This window comes from Paenibacillus sp. fava2, from assembly GCF_058313675.1.
Map to the genome: position 1 here is coordinate 6,209,981 of NZ_CM177755.1, position 21,124 is coordinate 6,231,104.

Consider the following 21,124-nt stretch of genomic DNA (forward strand, 5'->3'; position numbering starts at 1 on the left):
TGTTTAACCTATAATTCAGACCGGCCGTTCGATCTCAAAAATCTCCCCGATTCCGGCATAATGGTTACCGGCCAGACGGCTGACTGCCCCAAGCTTGAGCGGATCAATTCTGCCCTGCTCATAGATGTCTTCGGCAATATGAAACTGGACGACTCTGCCGATCAGCAGCTCGAAGCCCGGGAATTCTACCGTGCGTTCCAGCACGCATTCCATTCTTACCTTCGCTTCCCTGACACCCGGCACGGAGACCACCGAGCTTGGCACAGGCGTGAGTCCGGCGAGCGAAACCTCGCTCTGATCCGGCGCAAGGGGAGCTGCGGTCATATTAACCTGCTCCACATTGTCCCGGTCCACAATATGCACGACAAATTCCTGACGTTCCATGATGTTCCGTGCCGTATCCTTCGGCTTGCCTGCCGCATGCTGAATGGATAAGGAGATCATCGGCGGATTCGACGATACGATATTGAAATAGCTGAATGGCGCACCGTTCAGCACCCCGTCTCCGGACAATGTCGTTACAAAAGCAATCGGCCGCGGAATGATGCTGCCAACGAGCAGCTTATAATTGTCCCTCTCCGTGTTGTCTGCCGGGTCTATATTCAGCACACCGCTCATCCCTTTCGTAAATAAATTTAGTCGAGCTCTCTGATCTGGAACGGCAGCAGAACCTGCTCAATCTGTCCTCTGTGCGGCTCATACTGCGCAGGCAGCTTCAGCTCCGTGCCCATAGTTTCAGGTGTTTCATCATGAGCAAAGCCCGGAGGATCTGTGGCAATCTCAAACAGAATTTCCCCATGCTCCCTGAAATAAATCGCGTTAAAATAATTCCGGTCCTGCACAGGCGTTACACCATATCCGTGATCATGCACATAGCTCTGCCAATCCAGCTGATCCTGGTCATCCTTTGCTCTCCAGGCGATATGATGCACTGTGCCGACACCCATTTCACCGCGCTGTACAGCGGTCATTTTGAGATCAATGACATTGCCGAGGTCAGCCAAAGAACGGTAGCGTGCGATATCATTTTCCCGGCCGATAAAGGTAAGACCCAGCACCTGCTCCAGCAGTTCAGCCGTTGCTTCCGGATCCGTGGACAGCAGTGTGGCCCCGCCGAAGCCTTTGATTGCAACTTCAGGTGTAACGCCTCCGAAGGTCCAGCTATTCTGCTCCCCGGCTTCCCGCTCCACCAGCTCCAGATGCAGCCCGTGCGGATCATCGAATTCAAGCACCTGCTCCCCGAACCGTTCCAGCTCCGTAAAAGCAACCTTGAACTTTGCCAGTCTCTCTTTCCAGAAGCTCATCGCCCCGGCCGGGATAATATACGTGGTTACCCCAACCTGTCCGCCGCCGATTTTACCTTTGTAAGCTCCAGGCCAAGGGAAGAAGGTAATGATCGTCCCCGGCTTCCCGCCGTTATTACCGAAGTAGAAATGATACGTGCCCGGATCATCAAAGTTGACTGTCTGCTTGACCAGACGCAAGCCCAGCACGCCTGCATAAAAGTCCATGTTCTCCTGCGGATGACCGACAATCGCTGTAATATGGTGAATCCCCATTGTTTGCTTTGCTGTTACATTAGTCATTATAACCGACTCCTTTTAGGATAGTGTGATTTCAGAGGTTCATTTTCATACGATATTATGATTTAAAGATTCTTAACTTTAAGATATAGTCCGGAAAATTATCTTTAAGTTAAGATAATTCCTTGATTTCAATTTACTCTCTTTTTATCTTAAAGTCAAGACTTTTTTCTTAAAATTTATAATACCAAAAAATCGCCCGCTCAGCGGCAGCCGGGAAATTGGAGTAAAGCATAGTATCCACTCCCCCGATGCTAAAACCATAACGGGCATAAAAGCGGCAAGCAGCCGCATTGACATCCTGCGTTTCCAGCATCAGTCCGGCAAGCTTATGCTGCTGTGCCCACTCCACGGCCCGGTCCATAAGCCGGGTCCCGATTCCCTGCTGCCTCCGGCTGCCGGCTACGCCGATCTCTTCAACCATCGCATATCCGTTCCAGTTGGTACGCAGTCTGATCCGCCCGGAACAATCCGCACCGTCATAATATAAAAATACGGCCTTACCGTCTTCTTCAATATATGCTGCATCAAGCTCCTCATCTGCATAACGCTTCATATGAGGTTCTTCCAGCGTCTCTTCCGTGTACGTCCACACACCGCTTTCATACCTTAGAAGAATCCGTTCTGTAACGGGAAATTCTTCATTCGGCTTGTTGTAGTCCTCCATGGTTGCATGTGTCATTTTAACAATCAACTTCTCAGCGCCCCGTTCCCTCTAATGTATCTATACTATATTCCTCCCGGGTTGCCGGTCTCCTGCTCAATGTCCTTCTTTGATATGATTCATGATTCCTTTTTTCTTGAGCCAGCCGATGAGCATGGCATCCATAAGACCGTTGAAGCATTTTCTTAGGATACTGTATACAGAGATTCCATGTTTTCTTTTCTGATGCGTTACTGTGACTTCAACGACCGAGAATCCGTTCATTCTGGCCAGAGCCGGCAAAAAACGGTGCATCCCGTTGTATAAATGCAGACTGTCGGCCACCTCCCGGGTAAACAGCTTCAGGGGGCAGCCTGTATCCGCAATCGCTTCGCCGGTAATCCAGTTGCAAATTCTGTTTTCGATCCGTGAAGATATTCTTTTCAGTCTTGGACCCGTACGGCCCGTGCGTCTTCCGTTTACAAAATCAATTTTTCCGATAAAAGGCATCAGCCTGAAAATATCCCGGGGATCTGTCTGCAGGCCGGCATCCAGCAGGGCGATTAATTCGCCCTGTGAATGTTTGATTCCCGCTGAGATTGCGGCAGTCTGCCCGTAATTCCGCTTGAAATGAACGACCTTTACCGCCGGGTCCAGCCGGGCCAGCTCATTCAGCAATAAGGAGCTCCGGTCCTTGCTGCCGTCATTCACCAGCACCAGCTCATAGCTATCGACTTTTTCCCGCAACGCTTCAGTAACGTTCAAGTAGAGATCCTGTATGTTTCTCTCTTCGTTATAGACCGGCACGACAACTGACAGACGGACCACCGGCAACACCTCCATTTTCAGCCAAGACGCCTAATCCGGGTATTCCCCGCTGCCTCCAGCCGCTTTAATTCCACTTCCTTGCTAATAACCGAAGCAACCTCTGCATCAGCGGTCAATTCCTTAAGCTTGGTTTTAATTTGCCATCAGTATTGTCTCCTCTTTGCTAAATCATTCTCTATTCCCTTATCCTATATAACAGGCAGCCTGCCGCCATCGTCCAAAGGGGCGGAGTCTGCCTGCCCTTTCGGGCAGCCCGCCGGGTACAGCAAAAAAGAGGCCCCGCCATGCAGAGCCTCTTCCCTTTATGCCTGCTTTATTCCTTTTGTCCTCCCTGGTAGACGGTTTCGTCCTGGCGTATTTCCCGGCCCTGCTCCCTGGCCTGCCTGAGCAGCTCGGCTCCGTCATCCTGCGGCTTGTACCCGATCAGCCCCTCCAGGTAAGCGATGTCATAATAGTTATCGCTATTGGCAGACGTGCCGTACAGGTTCAGATACTGCATTTCATCCTTGGCCTCAATGCAGCACATAACAAGCTGGAGCATATCGCGTTCCGAAATCCAGATATGGCCCGCACGCTCCGAATGAGGTCGGTCATCACCCGGAAAGTTGCCGATTCGGATGTTGAAGGAGGAGATTTTACCCTGATCGGCGTACAGCCGGCCGAGCAGCTCAATATAGCATTTGCTCAGGCCATAGAAGCTGTCCGGACGGTAAGGGTCGGACGGGTCAACCTGCTCGTCCGTCTTATAGAACCCGGTCGCATGATTGGAGCTGGCGAAGATGATCCGCTTTACGCCGCTTTGCACCGCAGCCTCAAACAGCTTATACGCTCCGGCCACATTCCCCTGCAGCACCTTGCCGAGGAAATCCTCCTCATCCTTGATCCAGGCAAAATGGAGCACCGTATCGACACCCCGCGTCAGCTCCGCCATCCGTTCCTCATCGGCAATATCCAACTGAACAATTCCCTGTTCAGCATCCTCCTCAATATCCGCTCCAATAACGTCATACCGGCCGTCTGCCCTGAGCCCCTGATAAATGGTATTGCCTATCCTGCCTGATGCTCCTGTTACAAGCAGTTTTCGTTTCATGGTGAACCAGCTCCTTTCCCGCCGTTCATGGATAGTTGCGCTGTTAGTTATTACCCGCAGGAACAGAAAACTATACAAATAATCAGGTACTCAGATATGCAGGCGGGTATTCTGCCTGCCCCAAAACGGGTACAATAGAATATTCATTACTTTCGCGGAAATCCGGGAAATAGAATAATGATTATCTTCACAAAAGAAAGGGAACTGCCGCGTGCTAACTTACCTGCTTCTATTCCTTCTAGGACTTGCTGCCGGCATTTCCGGCTCGCTGGTCGGGCTTGGCGGCGGATTTATCGTCGTGCCTGCATTAGCCTTTATGTATCCGGATATGCCAACCGCCCATTTGGCCGGGACTTCAATGGCCATGCTGCTGTTCAATTCCATTTCCAGCACTTACGTATACGCCAGGCAAAAAAGAATCGATTATCAGGCAGCGCTCTGGTTCGCAGCCGCTTCCATCCCGGGTTCGGTAATCGGGGCACTGCTCTCTGAACAGGTGGAGGGCAGAGCCTTTTTTGTCAGCTTCGGCATTTTTCTGATTCTGATTGCGCTGCTGCTTCTGTTCAAGCCCAAAAAGCCCCTGACCCTGCCGTTTCATTCAACGGTCAAGCGGAGCTTTACGGATGCCGGAGGCAGCCGGTTTGAGTATGCTTATCATATGCCTACCGGCGTTACAATCAGCTTTTTTGTCGGGTTCCTGGCCAGCCTGTTTGGTGTAGGAGGCGGCAGCCTGATGGTGCCGACAATGACGCTGCTGCTCGGCTTCTCCACGCATATTGCCGTCGCCACCTCGATGCTGCAGATCTTTCTGTCGGCAATCGTCAGCACCTCTACTCATGCCTATCTGCAAAACATCGAGTGGATCATGGTGCTGTGCCTGGCTCCCGGCGCCATTATCGGCGGCCAGCTCGGGGCCCGGCTTGCCAAACGCCTGCCGGCCAAGCTGCTGCTGCGGCTGCTGTCGGTCTTTCTGATTATTGTAGCTGCCCGGCTTATAATGAAATAATATCCGGCCCCCGGCTTACCAAGGCAGCCGGTCTTCCATGTAAAAGAAACCTCCGGTTGGCCCATCCGCCGGCAGTGTGGCATAACGGACGGCTGTCTTGGCACCTTCCTCCGGCGTCAGCTCGGCCTTGTCCCCGCCCATCCGGGTTTTAACCAGTCCGGGATGCACCGTGTTAACTTTCAGCGGGGTATCCTTGTATTTATTGGCCCAGTACACAGTGAGCATGTTGAGCGCGGCTTTGGAGGCAGCGTAAGCAGGCGTAGCAATCCGCTGGGCCAGCTCATTGCTCAGCTGGAACTGGATGGAGCCCAGGGCGCTGCTCTGGTTCACAATTCTGCCTGCCTCACTTTTCAGCAGCAGCGGCAGCAGAGCCTCGGTAATGTGGTACGGCGCAAACGTGTTGACCGTAAAGGTGGTCTCAAAGGCATCCTCCGCTCCGGCTGTTTCTGCCCAGATTCCCGCATTGTTCACCAGCACATCCAGCTTGCCGTACCGCTTAGCGATCCACTTGGCAAGTGCAGCAATATGTGCGCTGTCCGTCACTTCGAGCTCTACGCCCACCGCTTCAATGCCCTGCTCCTTAAGCTGAGCAGCCGCTTCCTCGGCCGCAGCGATGGTGCGCGCAGACAGAAGCACCGTTATTCCCTGCTGGCCCAGCTGTCTGGCTACCTCATACCCGATTCCCTTGCTTGCCCCTGTGATCAGTGCAATTTTATTGTTCATTATAATTTCCTCCTTATTATTGTGTATGAAGCTGATAGCAGCTTGAATTTGACGTGAAGAATGGACATGCTATACCGTCACTTTACGGGAATGATCATTCTAGTATATTCAAAAAAATTTCACCTTAATCTTCCTGCATTTTCAGAAGCTCTATGGATAACCGTGCAATCTCTTGCAGCTGTTCCTTTGGAATGGAGGTTCTTGCCAGCACACGGAGCCCGACCAGTCCGTTATACAAATATCGGGCCAGCTCCTCTACACTGAATCGGGTGCTGAACTCCCCTTCAAGCTGTCCAAGTTCTACTATTTTCCGCATTGGGAACGATCATTCTAATAATAGTGCTATGTATATCATGTTCCCTTGCTATGGAGCTATCTTAGCATAACGAGAACGATTGGTAAAGAATTATTTTTACTAATCGTTCTCAATATATAACGGCATCCCACACAGACTTAACTTTATGTCTGCTCCGTTTCTTTGATCTTCTCAAACAAATTGCCATCCGGCTGTTCCTGTTCCTGCCCTTTCGATGCTGCCGCGGCCTTCCCCGCCCCTGTTCCGCTCAAATACTTGGCCAGCAGCTCCTCCACCTGTGCCAGTGTCACCGGCTTGGCAGCCTCTGAAAGCTCATAACCTATCATACCGTTAGGCTCAAAGGTTGCCGTCTTCACATCGCTGATGCTGGAAATGCCCTCCTCCCGCAGATTCATCTCCAGCGCCTCCATGGTAAGTCTCAGCTTCTTCAGATTTTGCACCTGCACCCGGCCGTCCTGAATGACAATAACCGCCCGCCCCTTGACCAGCCTCTGAAAAAGACTCCAGCGCAGCTGCAGCCACTCCACCCCGATCAGTACGGCAATAAATACAGCTGCAGCAGTCATCGTAATCAGGATATGATGGTCCGCAATCGGCTCCACAATAATGGTCCCGATCGAAATCATGGCAATCGTCGTCGGAATGGTCATCTGTGAAATGGACTTCCGCCCCGCCAGCCTGAGCAGCAGCATGCCAAAGATAATCAGCACCAGCGCCTTCCAGACCTCATTCCAGATTTCATTCATATCCATATCCATATCTCCTTTGGCAATACGGGTTACAGCATAGATATGGGTATTTTTTACTCATCAGGACGCAATTATGCATTGTCGATTACAGCAAATGGAACACTTCTTTTCCCTCCAGAAAATCCTTGCCCAACGTTCCGCATACCTTTACCGCGTGCTCCTTAATCCAGCCGTTGCTCCCGGGATCACGGACGAACAGCGCGTAGCTGATGAAGATATCCATTAGTATCTGCCCCTCAATATATCTGATATCATCATAGGTAAAGTCTCTCCGTGAACTGTAGCCCTCCAAAAAGGCGGGTCTGAACTCGCTTTTCAGCGCTGTGGAGGCGCTTCCCACATCAAACAAATAATAGCCGTAGCCGGATAAGCAGAAATCGATCAGATGCGGCGTGGCCTCCTTAACAATCACATTCCCCGGCTGTACATCGGCGTGAATGATTCCCCAGCTGTCCTGCCTTGAATCCAGCTCGGCCAGCTGTTCTTTGACTACATCAAGCACTTCTACAATGGTGTTATACTGCTCTTGACTATAGATACCGCCTGTAATACCACATTTAAGCTCTTCAAGAGTGGAGTCAATATTCGCCGCACCGTATACCGGTCTTGTTAATCCGGCCATCTGCCTTCCGCTTGAAGCGTTATGAAGCTCAGCAAAAGTCTCGCCCAGCGCATACGCGATCAACCCGATATTTTCTTCTTTACCAGTCAGTACCGAGCCTTCTAACCACTCCAGCACTGTTGCAAAACATGAGCCAAATTCCTCTGAGCGGTACACTGTTACATACTCGCCTGCATGGTTGGCAACCGGCTCCTGCACCTGAATCACCTTTCTCCGGTTCAGCTCCTGAAGCAGGAACACCTCAGATTCCAGGCCTTCCAGCGTATGCTGGGTGCCGGACAGCCCGACTGTCCTTGGCCAGTGAATCCGTAGCAGATAATTTTTGCCGCTGGATGCATCGGTTACCTTAAAGGTCATATTCTCGTTATGTCTGATGAACTCCATTACCGGCTCCGCAATCGGATAGGATACAATCACTCTCTCTGCATGCTTAATCAAGGCCGCTTCCTCCCAGGTTAGATATTAAGGTATGATTTTTTCTTCGTTTATTCCATAATAATACATATTAAGGCGGAAAAGTTTACTATATTCGTAAAATACAACTAGAAGGATGGAGGAATGATCATGACAGCTGAACGTTTTCAAATCCGGGTATCCGATGAAGTGCTTGCCGATTTGGATTACAGGCTTAAAGCTGTACGCTGGCCGGTTCCCATTGAGGGCTCAGGCTGGGAAAACGGTACAGATCCCGCTTATCTGCAATCTCTCATTGCGTATTGGCGGGACCATTTCGACTGGCGGGCACAGGAAGCCAAGCTGAACCGGTTCGCACATTACCGCAGTAACATTGACGGAACAGATATCCATTTTATCCACGAGCGGGGTAAAGGGCCTGATCCTCTGCCTATCGTTTTGACGCATGGATGGCCGGACAGCTTTTTCCGCTATCATAAAATTATTCCCATGCTCACCGATCCGGCCAGCTACGGCGGCAATCCTGAGGATTCATTTGACGTTATTGTACCTTCACTGCCGGGCTTTGGCTTCTCGGGCTATCCGGAGAACGCTGGCATCAACAATTCACACATTGCCGCTCTCTGGGCGAAGCTGATGACAGAAGAGCTGGGCTACAGTGCATTCGCAGCTGCCGGCGGAGATATCGGCTCGGGCGTTACAAGATATCTGGCTGTCAGCCGTCCCGAGCTTCTGGTTGGAATCCATCTGACCGATATCGGTATTATCCGCAGCCTGTTGAATCCGGGTGCTGGGACGGAGCTGACTGCCGAAGAACGGCAGTATCAGCAGAACGCCCGGGACTGGATTGCCTGTGAGGGAGCGTACATGTCCATTCAGTCCACCAAGCCCCGCACGCTTGCTTACGGACTTTCCGATTCACCGGCAGGTCTGGCAGGCTGGCTGATCGAGAAATTCCACGCCTGGAGCGACTGCAATGGGGATCTCCGGAAGAGCTTCAGCGAGGATGAGCTGCTCACGAACATCATGATCTATTGGGTGACTAATACGATAGGGTCGGCTACGCAGATCTATCACGAAAACTCCAGCTCTTTACCGCCGCTGGGCCCCATCGGAGTGCCGACCGGATTGGCTATGTTCCCGTCCGATATTCTGCTCCCGCCCAAGGAATGGGCGCAGCGCAATTTGAACATTACCCGCTGGTCCGAGATGCCGCGCGGCGGGCATTTTACTGCCTGGGAGGCACCCGGACCGCTCGCCGAAGATATCCGCGCCTTTTTCAGGCCGCTTAGGCAGGCAGCGCAGCAATAGATTGGGCTGAGTTGAGAATAGGTCTAACTCTATCATCAGCGGCGGTAAATGGTCTTCTCATTCCTGAACAAGCCTTGACTCCCAAGCCCCTATCAGAGATAATTACAATTTGACCCAAAAAATCAATCTGCCGGCAAAGGCGCATTGAAACAGAGAAGGGGCGATTATCATCAGCTGGTTAAGTGATCTTTATAAATTACAGAAACGGGAGCAGAAGAAGGACATCGAGCCCGCTCTGGTCAATGCCATTTTCCGGATGTATGACCGGTTTCCCAGAATCGGCCTGAGGGAACGGACCGGGCAGCAGGATATGTCGCTGGATATTGCGGAGGCTTATATGGGCGGACGCAATGCGATGATCGAGGCCGGGGTCGGCATCGGCAAATCTTTTGCCTACCTTATACCCGGTCTGCTGATTAACCATATCTCGCAGCAGCCGGTCATTATCGCCACCTCCTCCATCCAGCTCTCCGAACAGATTCATAAGGATCTGCGGGTGATCGGGAGCCGGCTCGGATTTACCACGGTGCGTTCCGTAGTCGGCAAAGGCATGGGGCAATACGCCTGCCGCTACAGGGCCGGGGGTCTGTCCAGACCCGATGATGCGGATTCCCCTCTGCCGAAGCTGGTAGAGCAGATTCTAAACTATGAAATAGATGAACGGGCAGATATTCAGGGCGGCATCAGCGATGCTGTATGGTCTGAGGTCTGCGTGAACGACTGCAAATTTGAACAATGCCGCTACAAAAGCACATGCACCTTCTATGAGATGAGAGCCAAAATTAACGCCAGAGCCGGCGATATGGACTTCATCATCGTTAACCAGGACCTGCTGATCCGCGATCTGATCAAGAAAAAGGAAGGCACCAAGGGCTTAATCACCGAACGTCCGGCCTTGATCATCATCGACGAGGCGCATAACCTGGAGGCCAAGGTGCGGGATGCACGGACGCTCGAATTTACCTTCCGGGGAGCCTGCCGTGTGCTGGATGATGCGCTGCAGATTCTTTTTAAGCAATCCAGGGATAAGAGCCTGATGACGCAACTGAAATTTATCAAAGGCTGCCTGAGCAGCATTTTCAAGCAGGTTGAAACGGATTTGCTGCATACCGCCAAACAGGATACGGACCGGGTAAAGGTATCACAGACCCAAGGGATTCCGTTTAACCGGGCAGTGCAGGTGCTGAAGGAATTCAGTCTAAGCCTTTCAGTGTTAACCTCACGGCATGAGCGGGAGATTGATAATGCTTTTGAAGCAGTGAACGGGCTCATTGCTCTTTTGGATGTCCTGTCCGGCGCGGAGGATAACTACCTGATCTGGGCCAGCAAAAACAAGCGGGAAGCCACGGTCAGCATCTGCCCCAAGAACATCAGCCAGTTCCTCAAGCACACCTTATTTAATGGTAAAGCCTCCGTGATCCTGACATCAGCAACCATGTGCCAGGGCGGCGATACGCTGGAGGAGCAATACGCTTATCTGACTCAATCCCTTGGCTACCGTGGAGATTATATGGAGCGCCAGCCCTCCCCTTTTGATTACGGCAGCCACTCGATGATGTACATTTCGTGCAGTGTTCCCTACTACAACCACGAGAACCGCAAAGAGTATCTTGAAGCGGCGTACAAGGAAATGCTCCGGCTATGCAATGTAACGGAAGGGCGGACCCTGGTGCTCTTTTCGGCCAAAGAGGACATGAAGTACGTGCATGAGAAGCTGCGGTCGGAGAAGCTGAACTGGGCGCTGCATATGCAGAAGGAAGGCTCCTCCCAGGATGAGATCATCGCTAACTTCCGGTCCAGCAAAGGCGTGCTGCTCAGCACCGGCGTCTTCTGGGAAGGAATCAATATCGAGGGCTCCGACCTGTCGCAGGTGATCGTGTTCCGCCTGCCCTTCCCTGTTCCGGCCGATCCCGTCTACGAATACAAGGCATCCAAGGCCCATAATCCGTTAAAAGAGGTCTTCGTACCGGACATGCTGCTCCGCCTGAGGCAAGGAACCGGCCGGCTGATCCGCAGCGAAACCGATTTGGGTGTGCTCAGCATCCTTGACTCCCGCCTGTCCGCTGCTGCCCGGAAGGACTACCGTTCCAAAGTACTTGAGGCTTTGCCGTTCAAGCAGGTGACCGAGGATTTCCGGGTGCTGGAGCGGTTTGTGAAGGCGAAGGGAATCACGCGCAGCGTGCAAAAAAAGACAAGCCCGGCGGATTAACGCCGGGCTTTGTTTATCTGGCTGCAGCACTTCTAAGCTGTGTCTGCATCTTCAGAGTATAAAGGATGCCTCCAAAAAATAATCCGACCGTCAGCCCGTTTGCCGCCGAGTAAATGATATGGAACAGTGTGGAATGGTAAAAAACCAGCATCACATTCAGCACATATTTGGCTACAAAATTGATGAGGACTACAGCTAGAGGCAGATAGCTCTGCTTTTTGTAGATAATTCCGCCTTGTGCGGCAAAAGACTGAAAGGTTTTGTTTAACAAATAACCGATCAGAAACCCGGGGATAATGAAGAGAATATAGCTCATCAATGTATAGCCCACCTGGTCGAACTTCGTTGTTAAAGTCGTAAGTCCCCAGATCATAAAGATCAGCGGCGCAATAAGCATTCTGATGAAATTAACGGGTTTTTCCTGGGAGTTTCTGAGTCCCATTATAATTAAGGCAGCGAATAGACCCCATACCCAGGCCGGGGTGCCTGAAATGACTTGCTGAACGGTAACGTGCATTGTACATCCTCCTACATCATGTTGTCTGCTCGTTACCTATCATAAGAAATTTCAGTAACCGGTACATCTGCACAGCGGTTGATCTTCAGCCGCCCCGTCTCTATCTGGAGATATACAGCTGCTTTCCCTTCACTCTACCAGTCCCGTCCGGATCGCCAGCACGACGGCCTTGGTGCGGTCTTCAACTGCAAGCTTTTGCAGGATACGGTGTATATGCGTTTTGACCGTGCCCTGTGAAATATTCAGTATACCGGCGATTTCCGCATTATTGCGGCCGTAAGCCATTTGCTGCAGTACATCCAGCTCGCGTTCGGTCAGTTCTTCTACCAGACGGTCTGCCGACTGCTCCAGTCCGGTTCTTTTTCCATAATCGGCAATTGCTTTGGCCAGCGCCTTACTCGCTGTAGGGGTTCTGTAAATGGCATTTCCCTGATCAGCCCAGCGGATTCCATCGAGGATGTCCTGCATATCCGTGTCTTTTAATAAATATCCGGCGGCACCTGCACGTATGCCTTCGATAACATAAGTCTCAACATCGAATGTCGTCAACAGCACGATCCTGATCTCTGGATGTTCGCACAGGATGCGCTGGGTCGCTTCAAGCCCCGACAAACCCGGCATCTGAATATCCATCAGAATAATATCCGGCCGGACGGCAGCCGCTAACCGGCAGGCAGCTTCCCCGTCCCCCGCCTCTCCCGCACACTCCATATCAGGCTGCGCATCGATGATGTATCTCAATCCCTGGCGGACAAACGGCTGATCATCAGCAATGATCACTCTGATTATTTTCCCCATCGCTACTCCTCCTGCTTTTCTTTTTGAGCTGCTGCTTCAACCGGAAGGATTGCCTGCACCCGGAAACCATGCGGTTTTACCGGCGAAAATGTACAGCTGCCTCCCCCTGCCCTGCAGCGCTCGGCTATCCCTCTAAGCCCAAACCCGATGTTTACCTGTTCTCCTCCGGCTGTTGTCCCGTTATCCGTGACTGTCAGGCAGACGGTATCGTTCATTTCCTCAAGCTCAACCTCGACTATTGTTGCATCCGCATGCCTCAGCACATTGGTCAATGACTCCTGAAGCACGCGGTAAAGAATGATGCTCGTTTCAATCGACCACTCTGATTCTTCAGAATGCTGTTTAAAGTGGATCTCTACCGGTGTTCTGCCCCGGGTCTGTGAGATAAGCCCCTTAAGCGCAACGCTTCCCAGCCCCATCTCATCATTGGACCATTCCTTGACGGCAATCCGCACCTCTTTCATCGCCTGGCGGGCAATATCAGTCAGCAGGTCTATTGCCTCAGCTGCTCTTGCCGGGTCTGTAGCCTGCATTATTTTGAGCGCCTGCAGCTGGATAATCAGCGAAGTCAGCTGATGGCCGAGCCCATCATGAATCTCCCCGGCCAGCCGGGTCCGCTCCTCCAATGCGGCATAACGCACCGAATACAAATTCGCTTCATGCAGCTCATTATGGGCTGCTTCAAGCTCCTGATGAACCTTGTTCAGCTCCTCCAGGTGCTGCCTGGTCAGCTGATGGGTGTCGCGTCTGATCTTTGCGTTCCTGGCAAGCAAAAATGCGCCAAGCAAGCTTACTGCGGTCGTGAAGGACAGGGAGTAAATGACAAAGATTACCGCTAAGATGATTAAGCCGACCGCAATGTTAATCCGGCGGTAATCCTGAGTCATGAATACGATCATGAAAAACAGCGGCCAGATCAGGCTCGGATGCAGTGAACCGTATACAGAATACAGCATAATATCAGCTGAAATAATCAGTATGGCAGCCGTGAAGTATGCGGCTTCCGTCCGCCAGGACTTCGGTGCCCAGATCAATAAACCGTACAATATAAGCACAAGTCCCCCGCCAGCAAGGTTAAGCTTGCCTACGTACTCATAATTGTGATAATAAGTAACTGTTAACAGAATGGTGCCTAGTATACGTGCCAGTAATTTATATATTTTTTGCTCTTGCAGAACCATACGTTCACCCCGCATGCGCCTTATTTGAGCCTCGGCTGATCGGACTTAATCTTAACATGCCAACGATTATCATAATATAACCGCATCAAAAAAGCCCCGATTCATCAAGGTACTCTTGATCATCAGGGCCATTCTTAATTATTGTAAAGGCATTATCCCTTAACCAGCTTCGCACGTACCTGGTTAGAGAAATATTCAATGATAAGAATAAAGACAACCAGTCCGATGAGGATCGAGCCGACCTGATCCCACTTGTAGCTGCGCATCGCGAAAATCAGCGGTGCGCCAATGCCTCCGGCGCTAACCATCCCCAGAATCGAAGCCTCACGCATATTCATGTCGAAGCGGTATATCATGACCGACATGAATACGGACAGGAGCTGCGGCACGATACCGAAGCGGATTTTTTCAAAGGTGGTACAGCCCACAGAGGTCATAGACTCCAGGACACGCGTATCCAGCTCCTCGATTGCATCGACATACAGCTTGGCCAGCATCCCGATGGAGGTTAATCCGACAGTCAGCACCCCGGCGAACGCCCCCGGCCCGGTAACCCGGATGAACATGAGTCCATACACAAGCGCCGGCACGGTGCGGATAACAATCAGCACCAGCCGGGTAACCCACGATACCGGCTTCGGTACAATGTTGGAGGCTGCGAGAAAGGCAAGCGGTACAGCCAGTACTGCACCCACAATGGTCCCGAGAAAGGCAATGGCCACCGTCTGAAGCAGCAGATACAGCACACTTTGCTTCGATACGTTGAATAACAGCTCCGTATCCGGGTGAGTAAGCCCGTAAACGATATTTTTGGCAATCTTCAGACCGCTTTGTTCGATTTGATTAAAGTTAACCGCCGTCAGGGACCACACGAACAGTACAGCGACGATGGCTGCGATTGTCCATAGATACCGCTGATTGCGGGGAGCAGCTGCCAGCTGCTTCTCAATGATATTCATTCCTGCAACGTCTCCTTAAATAAGCTTCTTACGGAAATGCTCACTGATGCTCTCGATCAGGGTTACCGTTACAATCAGCACCAGAATGATCATTCCGACTGCGGGATAATCGCGCCAGCCGATGCCTTCATTCAGAATCAGCCCGATGCCGCCGGCCCCGACAAAGCCCAGAATGGCCGCATACCGCACATTTCCTTCAAAGCAATACAGGGAGGTGGAGATGTAACCGGGAAGCACCTGCGGCATTACGGCAAACCGGAAGGCCTGCAGCCGGGTCATCCCGAGTGACTCCATCGCCTCAAAAGGTCCCATATCGACATTCTCAATCTGCTCGTACAGCAGCTTGCCGACATAAGAAATGGTAAACAGCATAATCGCAACTGTGCCCGCCATTGTCCCCAGGCCGAACACAAAGGTAGCGATTAACGCGGATACCAGGGTCGGCAGTGTGCGGAGCAGGCTGAGCACCAGCTTGCTGATGAAGATAATGACCTTCGACTGGATGATATTAGAGGAGGCAGCCACCGCAACGGGCAGCGCAATCACTGCACCGATGATGGAGCCGAGGAGCGACATCTTGATGGTGTCCAGCAGCGGCGTCCAGATGTCAGACAGACTGCTCCAGTCCGGCGGAATCATCGCCAGTACGATCGTAAAAAACTGATGGATCCGCGTAAACAGCACCTTGAAGCTGAAGCCTGTGAAATCCGCAGACAACACCGTACACCCCACCAGAATGAGGAATATCAGCGGTGTACGCGACCGTTTCTGCAATACAATTTTCCCGGAGGGGAGCACGATTTTCTTCGGGGGAAAAAGTTTATCGTACATAGGCCGACTGCTCCTCTATCGCTGCTTTCTCCGCTTCCCATTTTCCGCCGTAAATATCCTGCAGAATCTCCTGGGTCACCTGCGAGGTCACGCCGTCAAAAACAACCTCACCCTTGCGGATGCCGATGATCCGGTCTGCGTATTCAAGGGCAATCTCCACATGGTGGATATTCATAATCACGGAGATGTTCATCTCCTTATTGATCCTTTTGAAGTCATCCATCACAACACGCGCCGTAACCGGATCAAGCGAGGCAATCGGCTCATCTGCGAGAATAATGTCCGGATTCTGGGCGAGGGTACGCGCCAGGGCAACACGCTGCTGCTGACCGCCGGACAGCTGATCCACCCTGACGAATGCTTTGTCCAGAATACCGACCTTGTCCAGCGCCTCCAGTGCTTTGATCTTGTGCTCCTTCCGGAAAATTCCCGTCACCTTCCGCCACATTGGAAGCCCGGGAACGAAGGATACCAGGACATTGTTAATTACTGTTGTGCGGGTTACGAGATTAAACGACTGAAAAATCATGCCGATTCTGCGGCGGAATTTACGGATATGCTGTCCTCTGAGACCCGCTACATCCACCTTATCAACGATGATTTTGCCGCTTGTAATGTCATGTATACGATTAATGCAGCGGATTAAAGTCGATTTTCCGGCACCTGACAGGCCGATAACCGCTACAAATTCTCCCTGCTCGATTGTCAGATTAACATGATTAAGGGCTGTAGTGCCGTTCGTATAGGTTTTGGTTACATCGACAAATTGAATCATGGGGCACTCAATCCTTTAGTGAATTTTTGGAAAGTAACAAAAATGAGAGCATCATGAAATCATGATGTTCTCATTCAGGTGTTCACGCCTATGGTGAAGCTGTTATTTCATGCTCCGGATCAGTTCCTGTGCCTGACGTTCACCGTCGTAGTTGGAAGACTGGGCAATCTTGTAACCTTCATGAGAGTAGATCGCGATAACTTCTTTGCCTTCAGGGGTTTCAGCAATTTCCATGAACGATTCCTGCAGCGCTTTTTTCAGTCCGTCATTCATAATCGGCGAGTTCTTGCTTACGCTGACAGTGTCGTTGTAAATCGGCTGCGTTACACCGATTACGTTCGTCTGATCCCAGATCGGGCCAGTGCCGCCGTACTCGGTGGTCCACTTTTCTTCATTGTCACGGCGGGCATCTGCAAATGCGACAACAATATCAGCCTGTCCGGCAGCCAGGCGGGCAAAGGAGCTTCCGTAAGAATCGGACTGTGTCACCTTAGCCAGGTCTGTCAGGCTCTTGCCGTATTTCTCCTGCAGCCACAGTGTCGGGTAGATGTAGCCTGCGGAGGATGAAGTGGACATTACAGCCCAGGTGGCACTGTTCAGGTCTTCCCAGGTCAGCTCTTCACCTTTGTTCACTTTTGCAGCCAGCTCTTGTCCCTTTGCGGAAGGACCTGCGATGAGCAGTGAGCGGTAATAGGATGCCTGCTCCGTATCCAGACCGGTAGTCGGCTTGTTGTCGTTCCAGTCCTTCGGATTGTCGGAATCGTTGGACAGCGCTTTGCGTGTTGCCGTCAAAATCACTTCTGCACCGTCATCGTACAGCGTATATGTACCGCCCGGAATCAATCCGACATCTGTTGTTCCTGCGCTGAGCGCCTCGCCTACTGCTTCGTAAGTGGTGCCTACATCAATCTGCACATCGCCCACTGTAAAGCCTTTTGTATCCAGCTGTTTCTTCAGCAGCTCTTTTAACGGCTCGGTAGCTGTTATAATCTGATCTGGATCTTTGGAAGGGACAAAGCTTACTTTCAAAACATCAATAGCTGTGCTCGCAGCAGGCTGCTCTGTTGCCGCAGCACTATTGGCTGCTGCCGAGTTGTTAACATTTCCGTTATTAGCCGCATTGTTATTTGCGCTGCATCCTGCCAGCAGTCCGATTGCCAGTACCCCTGCAAACAAGTGCTTCATTCTTTTCTTCACTTAGAGAACCTCCGCTTTTTCGTCTTGGAATAAGACTGTATTTTTTGAATGCTTAACCACTATATAATTTAATTGTTAAATAGCTGACATAGAAATGTAATCGCCAGGATAAAACTCACAGGGACTAGTAAATCCGTAAAATCGTGTGATAGAATAGTCCAATCTTTTGAGATAAGCGGTAAAGGAGCGTAACGATGTCTTCTGAGCAATGTGAAGTGGTTCTTATGGAAACCAGTGACCTGCACGGATTTATACTGCCGGGCAGCTATGCTACGCGCTGCGGAGTACCGTATGGACTGGCACGTACAGCAAGTATTATCAAGGAGATCCGCCGTTCATATTGTCATACCCTGCTGATTGATAACGGGGATTGTCTTCAGGGTACTCCGCTGACGTACTACCACGCCAAGGTGAACAGCCGGCTGCCGAATCCGGTAATCGCCTGCTTGAATGAGCTGCATTATGACGCCGCTGTCCCGGGCAATCACGAGTTTAATTACGGTCTGCCTTATCTGCGTAATGCCGTGGAGTCTTCGGACTTCCCGTGGTTATCGGCCAATATCGTGGACGCAGCCACCGGACAGCCCGCGTTCGGTAAGCCTTATCGTGTATACGAAATGGAGAATGGGGTACGGATTGGTGTTCTGGGGCTGACCACCTCCTATATCCCGGCCTGGGAGCAGCCGCAGCATATCGACGGGCTGCAGTTTGAAGATCCGGTGAGTACGGCGCAGAAATGGATTCACGTCATGAAGACAGCGGAAAAAGCGGATGTAATTGTGGTGTCTTACCACGGGGGCTTTGAGCGTGATCCCGAAACCGGTCTGCCGACTGAGCCGTTAACCGGCGAGAACGTTGGATATGCTCTCTGCGAGCAGGTGGAGGGTATTGACGTATTGCTCACAGGCCACCAGCACCGTGCCATAGAGAACTGCAGCATCAACGGCGTATGTGTAGTGCAGCCCGGCAATGAGGGCAGGTATTTAGGCAAAATCACGCTGCAGCTGGAGCGGCATCCGGAGGGCTGGAGTGTGACCCGCAGCAAGTCCGAGTTAATCTCCACTGCAGAGTATGAGCCGGATCAGACTCTGCAGCAGCTTGTGGGCGAAATCGAGGAGCTGACCCAAACCTGGCTTGATCAGCCGTTTGGGTTTGTGGACGGGGATATGACGATTCGCTCCCACGCCGCTGCCCGGCTGAAGGAGCATCCGCTGATTGAATTTATTCACCGTGTACAAATGGACAGCTCCGGAGCAGAGCTATCCGCTGCGGCCCTGTTCGACAATGTGTCTCCCGGATTTGGCGAAGTCATTACGATGCGCGAAATTGTTTCAAACTATATTTATCCCAATACCTTAAAGGTGCTCCGCGTCTCGGGGGCTGATATTAGAGCTGCACTCGAACAATCAGCTGAATATTTCACACTAAACGCAGAAGGCTATATCACCGTAAACCCGTCTTTCCTGTCGCCCAAGCCGCAGCATTTCAACTATGACATGTGGGAAGGGATAGAATATGAGCTCGACATCTCCAAGCCAGCCGGCCAGCGGGTGACGATGCTGCATCGGAACGGCCAGCCGCTTGATGCAGACACGGAATATGACGTCGTTATGAACAACTACCGGGCAGCCGGAGGCGGCAATTTTGCGATGTTCCAGGACAAGCCTGTCGTTAAGGACATCCCGACCGATATGGTTGAGCTGATTGCCGATTATATTAGCACACGGGGCCGGATTACGGCCGGGGTAAACCATAACTGGCGAGTTGTGGGCGGATATACGGAGTAACTGCAGGAGCAGACGATATTACGATCATAAAAAGCCGTTCCAAACACACACTAAGTGTTTAGAACGGCTCTCTCTTTGAAACCACGTTTAAACCAATTTATTATTAAGCCCGTTAATTTACGCTAAATCCTTCCACCCGCAAGCACTCCACCTTTACAAATTCAATCTCCTTGCTCACCGCTGCCTTGACATGAAAATCCTTCAGGGTGATATTCTCCACATCACTGCAGATCAAGGCATGGTCTGCGCTGAGATTGATATTTTCCAGACTGATGTTGTTCAGACGGTGCTCAGGCAGCCCTTTGATCTCTACTGCAATTGCAGCCCCTTCACCGCTGATGTCCTTGATGCTGATATTGCGGAAATCGGAAGGCGTGCTGGTCTTCGGAACCACGGTACTGTACCCGTAGAACATATTGATCTGTACGGCCTCTTCCCTGACATTATTAATCTTAATCTGTTCAAAACGGATATTATCCACGTAGCCGCCTCTGCCGCGCATCGACTTCAGCCGGATGCCCCGGTCTCCGCCGGTTATGGTGCAGTTATGGGCATATACATTCCGGACTCCGCCGGACATTCCGCTGCCGATTACAAGCCCGCCGTGTCCTTCCTTCATCACACAATTGCGGATGACGATATTCTCACAGGGCCTGTTGACCCGCCAGCCGTCCTCATTCATGCCGGAATTGATTGCGATGCAGTCATCCCCGGTCTCAAAGCTGCTGTCCTCAATCAGCACATTGCGGCAAGAGTCCGGGTTCAGCCCGTCGGTGTTGGGGCCGCAGCTGACAATATCAATGCCGCGGATGATGACATTCTCGCAATAGACCGGATGCACTGTCCACTGGGGGCCGTTATGAATGGCCACTCCTTCAATCAGTACATTCCGGCAGCGGACCGGCTGGATGAATGAGGGCCGCAGGGCTGCCTCCTCTGTACCAAAGATCCGCTCCTCCACCGGGATGCCGTCTCTCTCGGCATAGCAGAGCTTATCGGCTGCGGTCTGCTGCAGCTGCTTCCAGTGCCACCACGCTTCCCCGTTTCCGTTCAGCGTCCCCTCACCGGTAACCGCAATATTCTCGCAGTCAATGGCGTAGATCAGCGGGGAGTAGTTATAGCATTCCATCCCCTCCCATCTTGTAAAAACCGGCGGGAGATAATCGGCGAAGGTATCGCTGAACGTAATGACTGCCCCCTTCTCAACAGACAGGTGCACATGGCTTCTTAAATGGATAGGGCCTGAAAACCACTCTCCCGGGGATACGATGACTGTACCGCCTCCTTGTGCGGAACAGTCATCCACAGCCCGCTGTATCGCGTGAATATCCCTAGGCATTTCCGTCTCAGGAAGCCGGTAATCCTCTGCCCGGATAGACCGCTCGGGAAAATGCGGCTCCGGGATTTTCTCCAGCTCAAAAGGGGTTCCGTAGAAATTGGTTTTCAGCATGGTTTTAGCTCTCCCTCGCATCGCTTCAGAATTGCGGAACAAAAAAATAGTATCACGCCAGACTTCAGCCATGAATAGATAAAAGAGCTTTCTATTTGTAAAAATCGAGCATCCCCTAATGAAAGAAAAAAAGCA

General features: G+C 51.6%; 21 protein-coding genes. 4 read left to right on the forward strand and 17 right to left on the reverse strand.

Features of this window, described 5'->3' with window-relative positions; genetic code table 11:
* Window positions 1-15 precede the first annotated feature (15 nt).
* The 5 genes from AC4G46_RS27270 to AC4G46_RS27290 all read right to left on the reverse strand — a co-directional run bounded on the left by AC4G46_RS27270 (window position 16) and on the right by AC4G46_RS27290 (window position 4,144).
* Complete coding sequence (locus AC4G46_RS27270) at window positions 16-609, reverse strand: flavin reductase family protein (protein ID WP_491128988.1); 594 nt, start codon at window positions 607-609, stop codon at window positions 16-18.
* Window positions 610-635: 26 nt separating this feature from the next.
* Window positions 636-1,586 carry a ring-cleaving dioxygenase gene (locus AC4G46_RS27275; protein ID WP_491125462.1) on the reverse strand — a complete coding sequence of 317 codons (951 nt, stop codon included), beginning with the start codon at window positions 1,584-1,586 and terminating at the stop codon, window positions 636-638.
* 169 nt (window positions 1,587-1,755) lie between these two features.
* On the reverse strand, window positions 1,756-2,277 hold the full coding sequence (locus AC4G46_RS27280; RefSeq protein WP_491125463.1) for a GNAT family N-acetyltransferase: 522 nt from the start codon (window positions 2,275-2,277) through the stop codon (window positions 1,756-1,758).
* 66 nt (window positions 2,278-2,343) lie between these two features.
* Complete coding sequence (locus AC4G46_RS27285) at window positions 2,344-3,054, reverse strand: glycosyltransferase family 2 protein (protein ID WP_491125464.1); 711 nt, start codon at window positions 3,052-3,054, stop codon at window positions 2,344-2,346.
* A gap of 313 nt (window positions 3,055-3,367) precedes the next feature.
* A complete protein-coding gene (locus tag AC4G46_RS27290) occupies window positions 3,368-4,144 on the reverse strand; it encodes an NAD-dependent epimerase/dehydratase family protein (protein ID WP_491125465.1) in 777 nt (258 codons plus the stop codon).
* A 211-nt stretch (window positions 4,145-4,355) separates the two neighbouring features.
* Between AC4G46_RS27290 and AC4G46_RS27295 the strand changes: the two genes are divergently transcribed.
* Window positions 4,356-5,150, forward strand: a complete 795-nt coding sequence (locus tag AC4G46_RS27295; RefSeq protein WP_491125466.1) for a sulfite exporter TauE/SafE family protein — start codon at window positions 4,356-4,358, stop codon at window positions 5,148-5,150.
* 15 nt (window positions 5,151-5,165) lie between these two features.
* On the opposite strand, the gene AC4G46_RS27300 is transcribed toward AC4G46_RS27295, so the two are convergent.
* From AC4G46_RS27300 to AC4G46_RS27315, 4 genes are all read right to left on the reverse strand, one after another.
* Window positions 5,166-5,873, reverse strand: a complete 708-nt coding sequence (locus AC4G46_RS27300; RefSeq protein ID WP_491125467.1) for an SDR family oxidoreductase — start codon at window positions 5,871-5,873, stop codon at window positions 5,166-5,168.
* A 124-nt stretch (window positions 5,874-5,997) separates the two neighbouring features.
* A complete protein-coding gene (locus tag AC4G46_RS27305) occupies window positions 5,998-6,189 on the reverse strand; it encodes a hypothetical protein (protein WP_491125468.1) in 192 nt (63 codons plus the stop codon).
* A gap of 143 nt (window positions 6,190-6,332) precedes the next feature.
* The gene (locus AC4G46_RS27310) at window positions 6,333-6,941 is read right to left on the reverse strand and encodes a DUF421 domain-containing protein (protein ID WP_491125469.1); all 609 of its coding nucleotides are present in this window, start codon (window positions 6,939-6,941) and stop codon (window positions 6,333-6,335) included.
* A gap of 82 nt (window positions 6,942-7,023) precedes the next feature.
* On the reverse strand, window positions 7,024-7,998 hold the full coding sequence (locus AC4G46_RS27315; RefSeq protein ID WP_491125470.1) for a phosphotransferase enzyme family protein: 975 nt from the start codon (window positions 7,996-7,998) through the stop codon (window positions 7,024-7,026).
* 126 nt (window positions 7,999-8,124) lie between these two features.
* Here AC4G46_RS27315 and AC4G46_RS27320 point away from each other — a divergent pair, with 126 nt between their 5' ends.
* Window positions 8,125-9,285 (forward strand): epoxide hydrolase family protein, encoded by a 1,161-nt coding sequence (locus AC4G46_RS27320; protein ID WP_491125471.1) that lies wholly within the window; start codon window positions 8,125-8,127, stop codon window positions 9,283-9,285.
* A gap of 256 nt (window positions 9,286-9,541) precedes the next feature.
* Window positions 9,542-11,494, forward strand: a complete 1,953-nt coding sequence (locus AC4G46_RS27325; protein WP_491125472.1) for an ATP-dependent DNA helicase — start codon at window positions 9,542-9,544, stop codon at window positions 11,492-11,494.
* Window positions 11,495-11,507: 13 nt separating this feature from the next.
* Here AC4G46_RS27325 and AC4G46_RS27330 read toward each other — a convergent pair whose 3' ends face one another.
* The 7 genes from AC4G46_RS27330 to AC4G46_RS27360 all read right to left on the reverse strand — a co-directional run bounded on the left by AC4G46_RS27330 (window position 11,508) and on the right by AC4G46_RS27360 (window position 17,752).
* Complete coding sequence (locus tag AC4G46_RS27330) at window positions 11,508-12,011, reverse strand: hypothetical protein (RefSeq protein ID WP_491125473.1); 504 nt, start codon at window positions 12,009-12,011, stop codon at window positions 11,508-11,510.
* 129 nt (window positions 12,012-12,140) lie between these two features.
* Window positions 12,141-12,809 (reverse strand): response regulator, encoded by a 669-nt coding sequence (locus AC4G46_RS27335; protein ID WP_491125474.1) that lies wholly within the window; start codon window positions 12,807-12,809, stop codon window positions 12,141-12,143.
* A gap of 2 nt (window positions 12,810-12,811) precedes the next feature.
* A complete protein-coding gene (locus AC4G46_RS27340) occupies window positions 12,812-13,843 on the reverse strand; it encodes a sensor histidine kinase (RefSeq protein ID WP_491125475.1) in 1,032 nt (343 codons plus the stop codon).
* Between the two features lie 299 nt (window positions 13,844-14,142).
* On the reverse strand, window positions 14,143-14,949 hold the full coding sequence (gene phnE / locus AC4G46_RS27345; RefSeq protein ID WP_491125476.1) for a phosphonate ABC transporter, permease protein PhnE: 807 nt from the start codon (window positions 14,947-14,949) through the stop codon (window positions 14,143-14,145).
* 15 nt (window positions 14,950-14,964) lie between these two features.
* On the reverse strand, window positions 14,965-15,780 hold the full coding sequence (gene phnE, locus AC4G46_RS27350) for a phosphonate ABC transporter, permease protein PhnE (RefSeq protein WP_491125477.1): 816 nt from the start codon (window positions 15,778-15,780) through the stop codon (window positions 14,965-14,967).
* On the reverse strand, window positions 15,770-16,555 hold the full coding sequence (gene phnC / locus AC4G46_RS27355; protein ID WP_068726794.1) for a phosphonate ABC transporter ATP-binding protein: 786 nt from the start codon (window positions 16,553-16,555) through the stop codon (window positions 15,770-15,772). Before phnC ends, phnE (AC4G46_RS27350) begins: the two co-directional genes overlap by 11 nt.
* A 102-nt stretch (window positions 16,556-16,657) precedes the next feature.
* The gene (locus AC4G46_RS27360) at window positions 16,658-17,752 is read right to left on the reverse strand and encodes a phosphate/phosphite/phosphonate ABC transporter substrate-binding protein (RefSeq protein ID WP_491125478.1); all 1,095 of its coding nucleotides are present in this window, start codon (window positions 17,750-17,752) and stop codon (window positions 16,658-16,660) included.
* 194 nt (window positions 17,753-17,946) lie between these two features.
* On the opposite strand from AC4G46_RS27360, the gene AC4G46_RS27365 reads away from it, so the two are divergent.
* On the forward strand, window positions 17,947-19,539 hold the full coding sequence (locus AC4G46_RS27365; RefSeq protein ID WP_491125479.1) for a bifunctional metallophosphatase/5'-nucleotidase: 1,593 nt from the start codon (window positions 17,947-17,949) through the stop codon (window positions 19,537-19,539).
* Between the two features lie 112 nt (window positions 19,540-19,651).
* Here AC4G46_RS27365 and AC4G46_RS27370 read toward each other — a convergent pair whose 3' ends face one another.
* Window positions 19,652-20,989 carry a glycoside hydrolase family 28 protein gene (locus AC4G46_RS27370; RefSeq protein WP_491125480.1) on the reverse strand — a complete coding sequence of 446 codons (1,338 nt, stop codon included), beginning with the start codon at window positions 20,987-20,989 and terminating at the stop codon, window positions 19,652-19,654.
* Between the last annotated feature and the right edge of the window lie 135 nt (window positions 20,990-21,124).

Coding starts and splice junctions, on each gene's coding strand:
- AC4G46_RS27290 (WP_491125465.1), bottom strand. CDS start 4,144: ATGAAACGAAAACTGCTTGTAACAGGAGCATCAGGCAGGATAGGCAAT.
- phnE (WP_491125477.1), bottom strand. CDS start 15,780: ATGTACGATAAACTTTTTCCCCCGAAGAAAATCGTGCTCCCCTCCGGG.
- phnE (WP_491125476.1), bottom strand. CDS start 14,949: ATGAATATCATTGAGAAGCAGCTGGCAGCTGCTCCCCGCAATCAGCGG.
- AC4G46_RS27310 (WP_491125469.1), bottom strand. CDS start 6,941: ATGGATATGAATGAAATCTGGAATGAGGTCTGGAAGGCGCTGGTGCTG.
- AC4G46_RS27305 (WP_491125468.1), bottom strand. CDS start 6,189: ATGCGGAAAATAGTAGAACTTGGACAGCTTGAAGGGGAGTTCAGCACC.
- AC4G46_RS27325 (WP_491125472.1), top strand. CDS start 9,542: ATGTATGACCGGTTTCCCAGAATCGGCCTGAGGGAACGGACCGGGCAG.
- AC4G46_RS27300 (WP_491125467.1), bottom strand. CDS start 5,873: ATGAACAATAAAATTGCACTGATCACAGGGGCAAGCAAGGGAATCGGG.
- AC4G46_RS27370 (WP_491125480.1), bottom strand. CDS start 20,989: ATGCTGAAAACCAATTTCTACGGAACCCCTTTTGAGCTGGAGAAAATC.
- AC4G46_RS27335 (WP_491125474.1), bottom strand. CDS start 12,809: ATGGGGAAAATAATCAGAGTGATCATTGCTGATGATCAGCCGTTTGTC.
- AC4G46_RS27365 (WP_491125479.1), top strand. CDS start 17,947: ATGTCTTCTGAGCAATGTGAAGTGGTTCTTATGGAAACCAGTGACCTG.
- AC4G46_RS27320 (WP_491125471.1), top strand. CDS start 8,125: ATGACAGCTGAACGTTTTCAAATCCGGGTATCCGATGAAGTGCTTGCC.
- AC4G46_RS27330 (WP_491125473.1), bottom strand. CDS start 12,011: ATGCACGTTACCGTTCAGCAAGTCATTTCAGGCACCCCGGCCTGGGTA.
- phnC (WP_068726794.1), bottom strand. CDS start 16,555: ATGATTCAATTTGTCGATGTAACCAAAACCTATACGAACGGCACTACA.
- AC4G46_RS27275 (WP_491125462.1), bottom strand. CDS start 1,586: ATGACTAATGTAACAGCAAAGCAAACAATGGGGATTCACCATATTACA.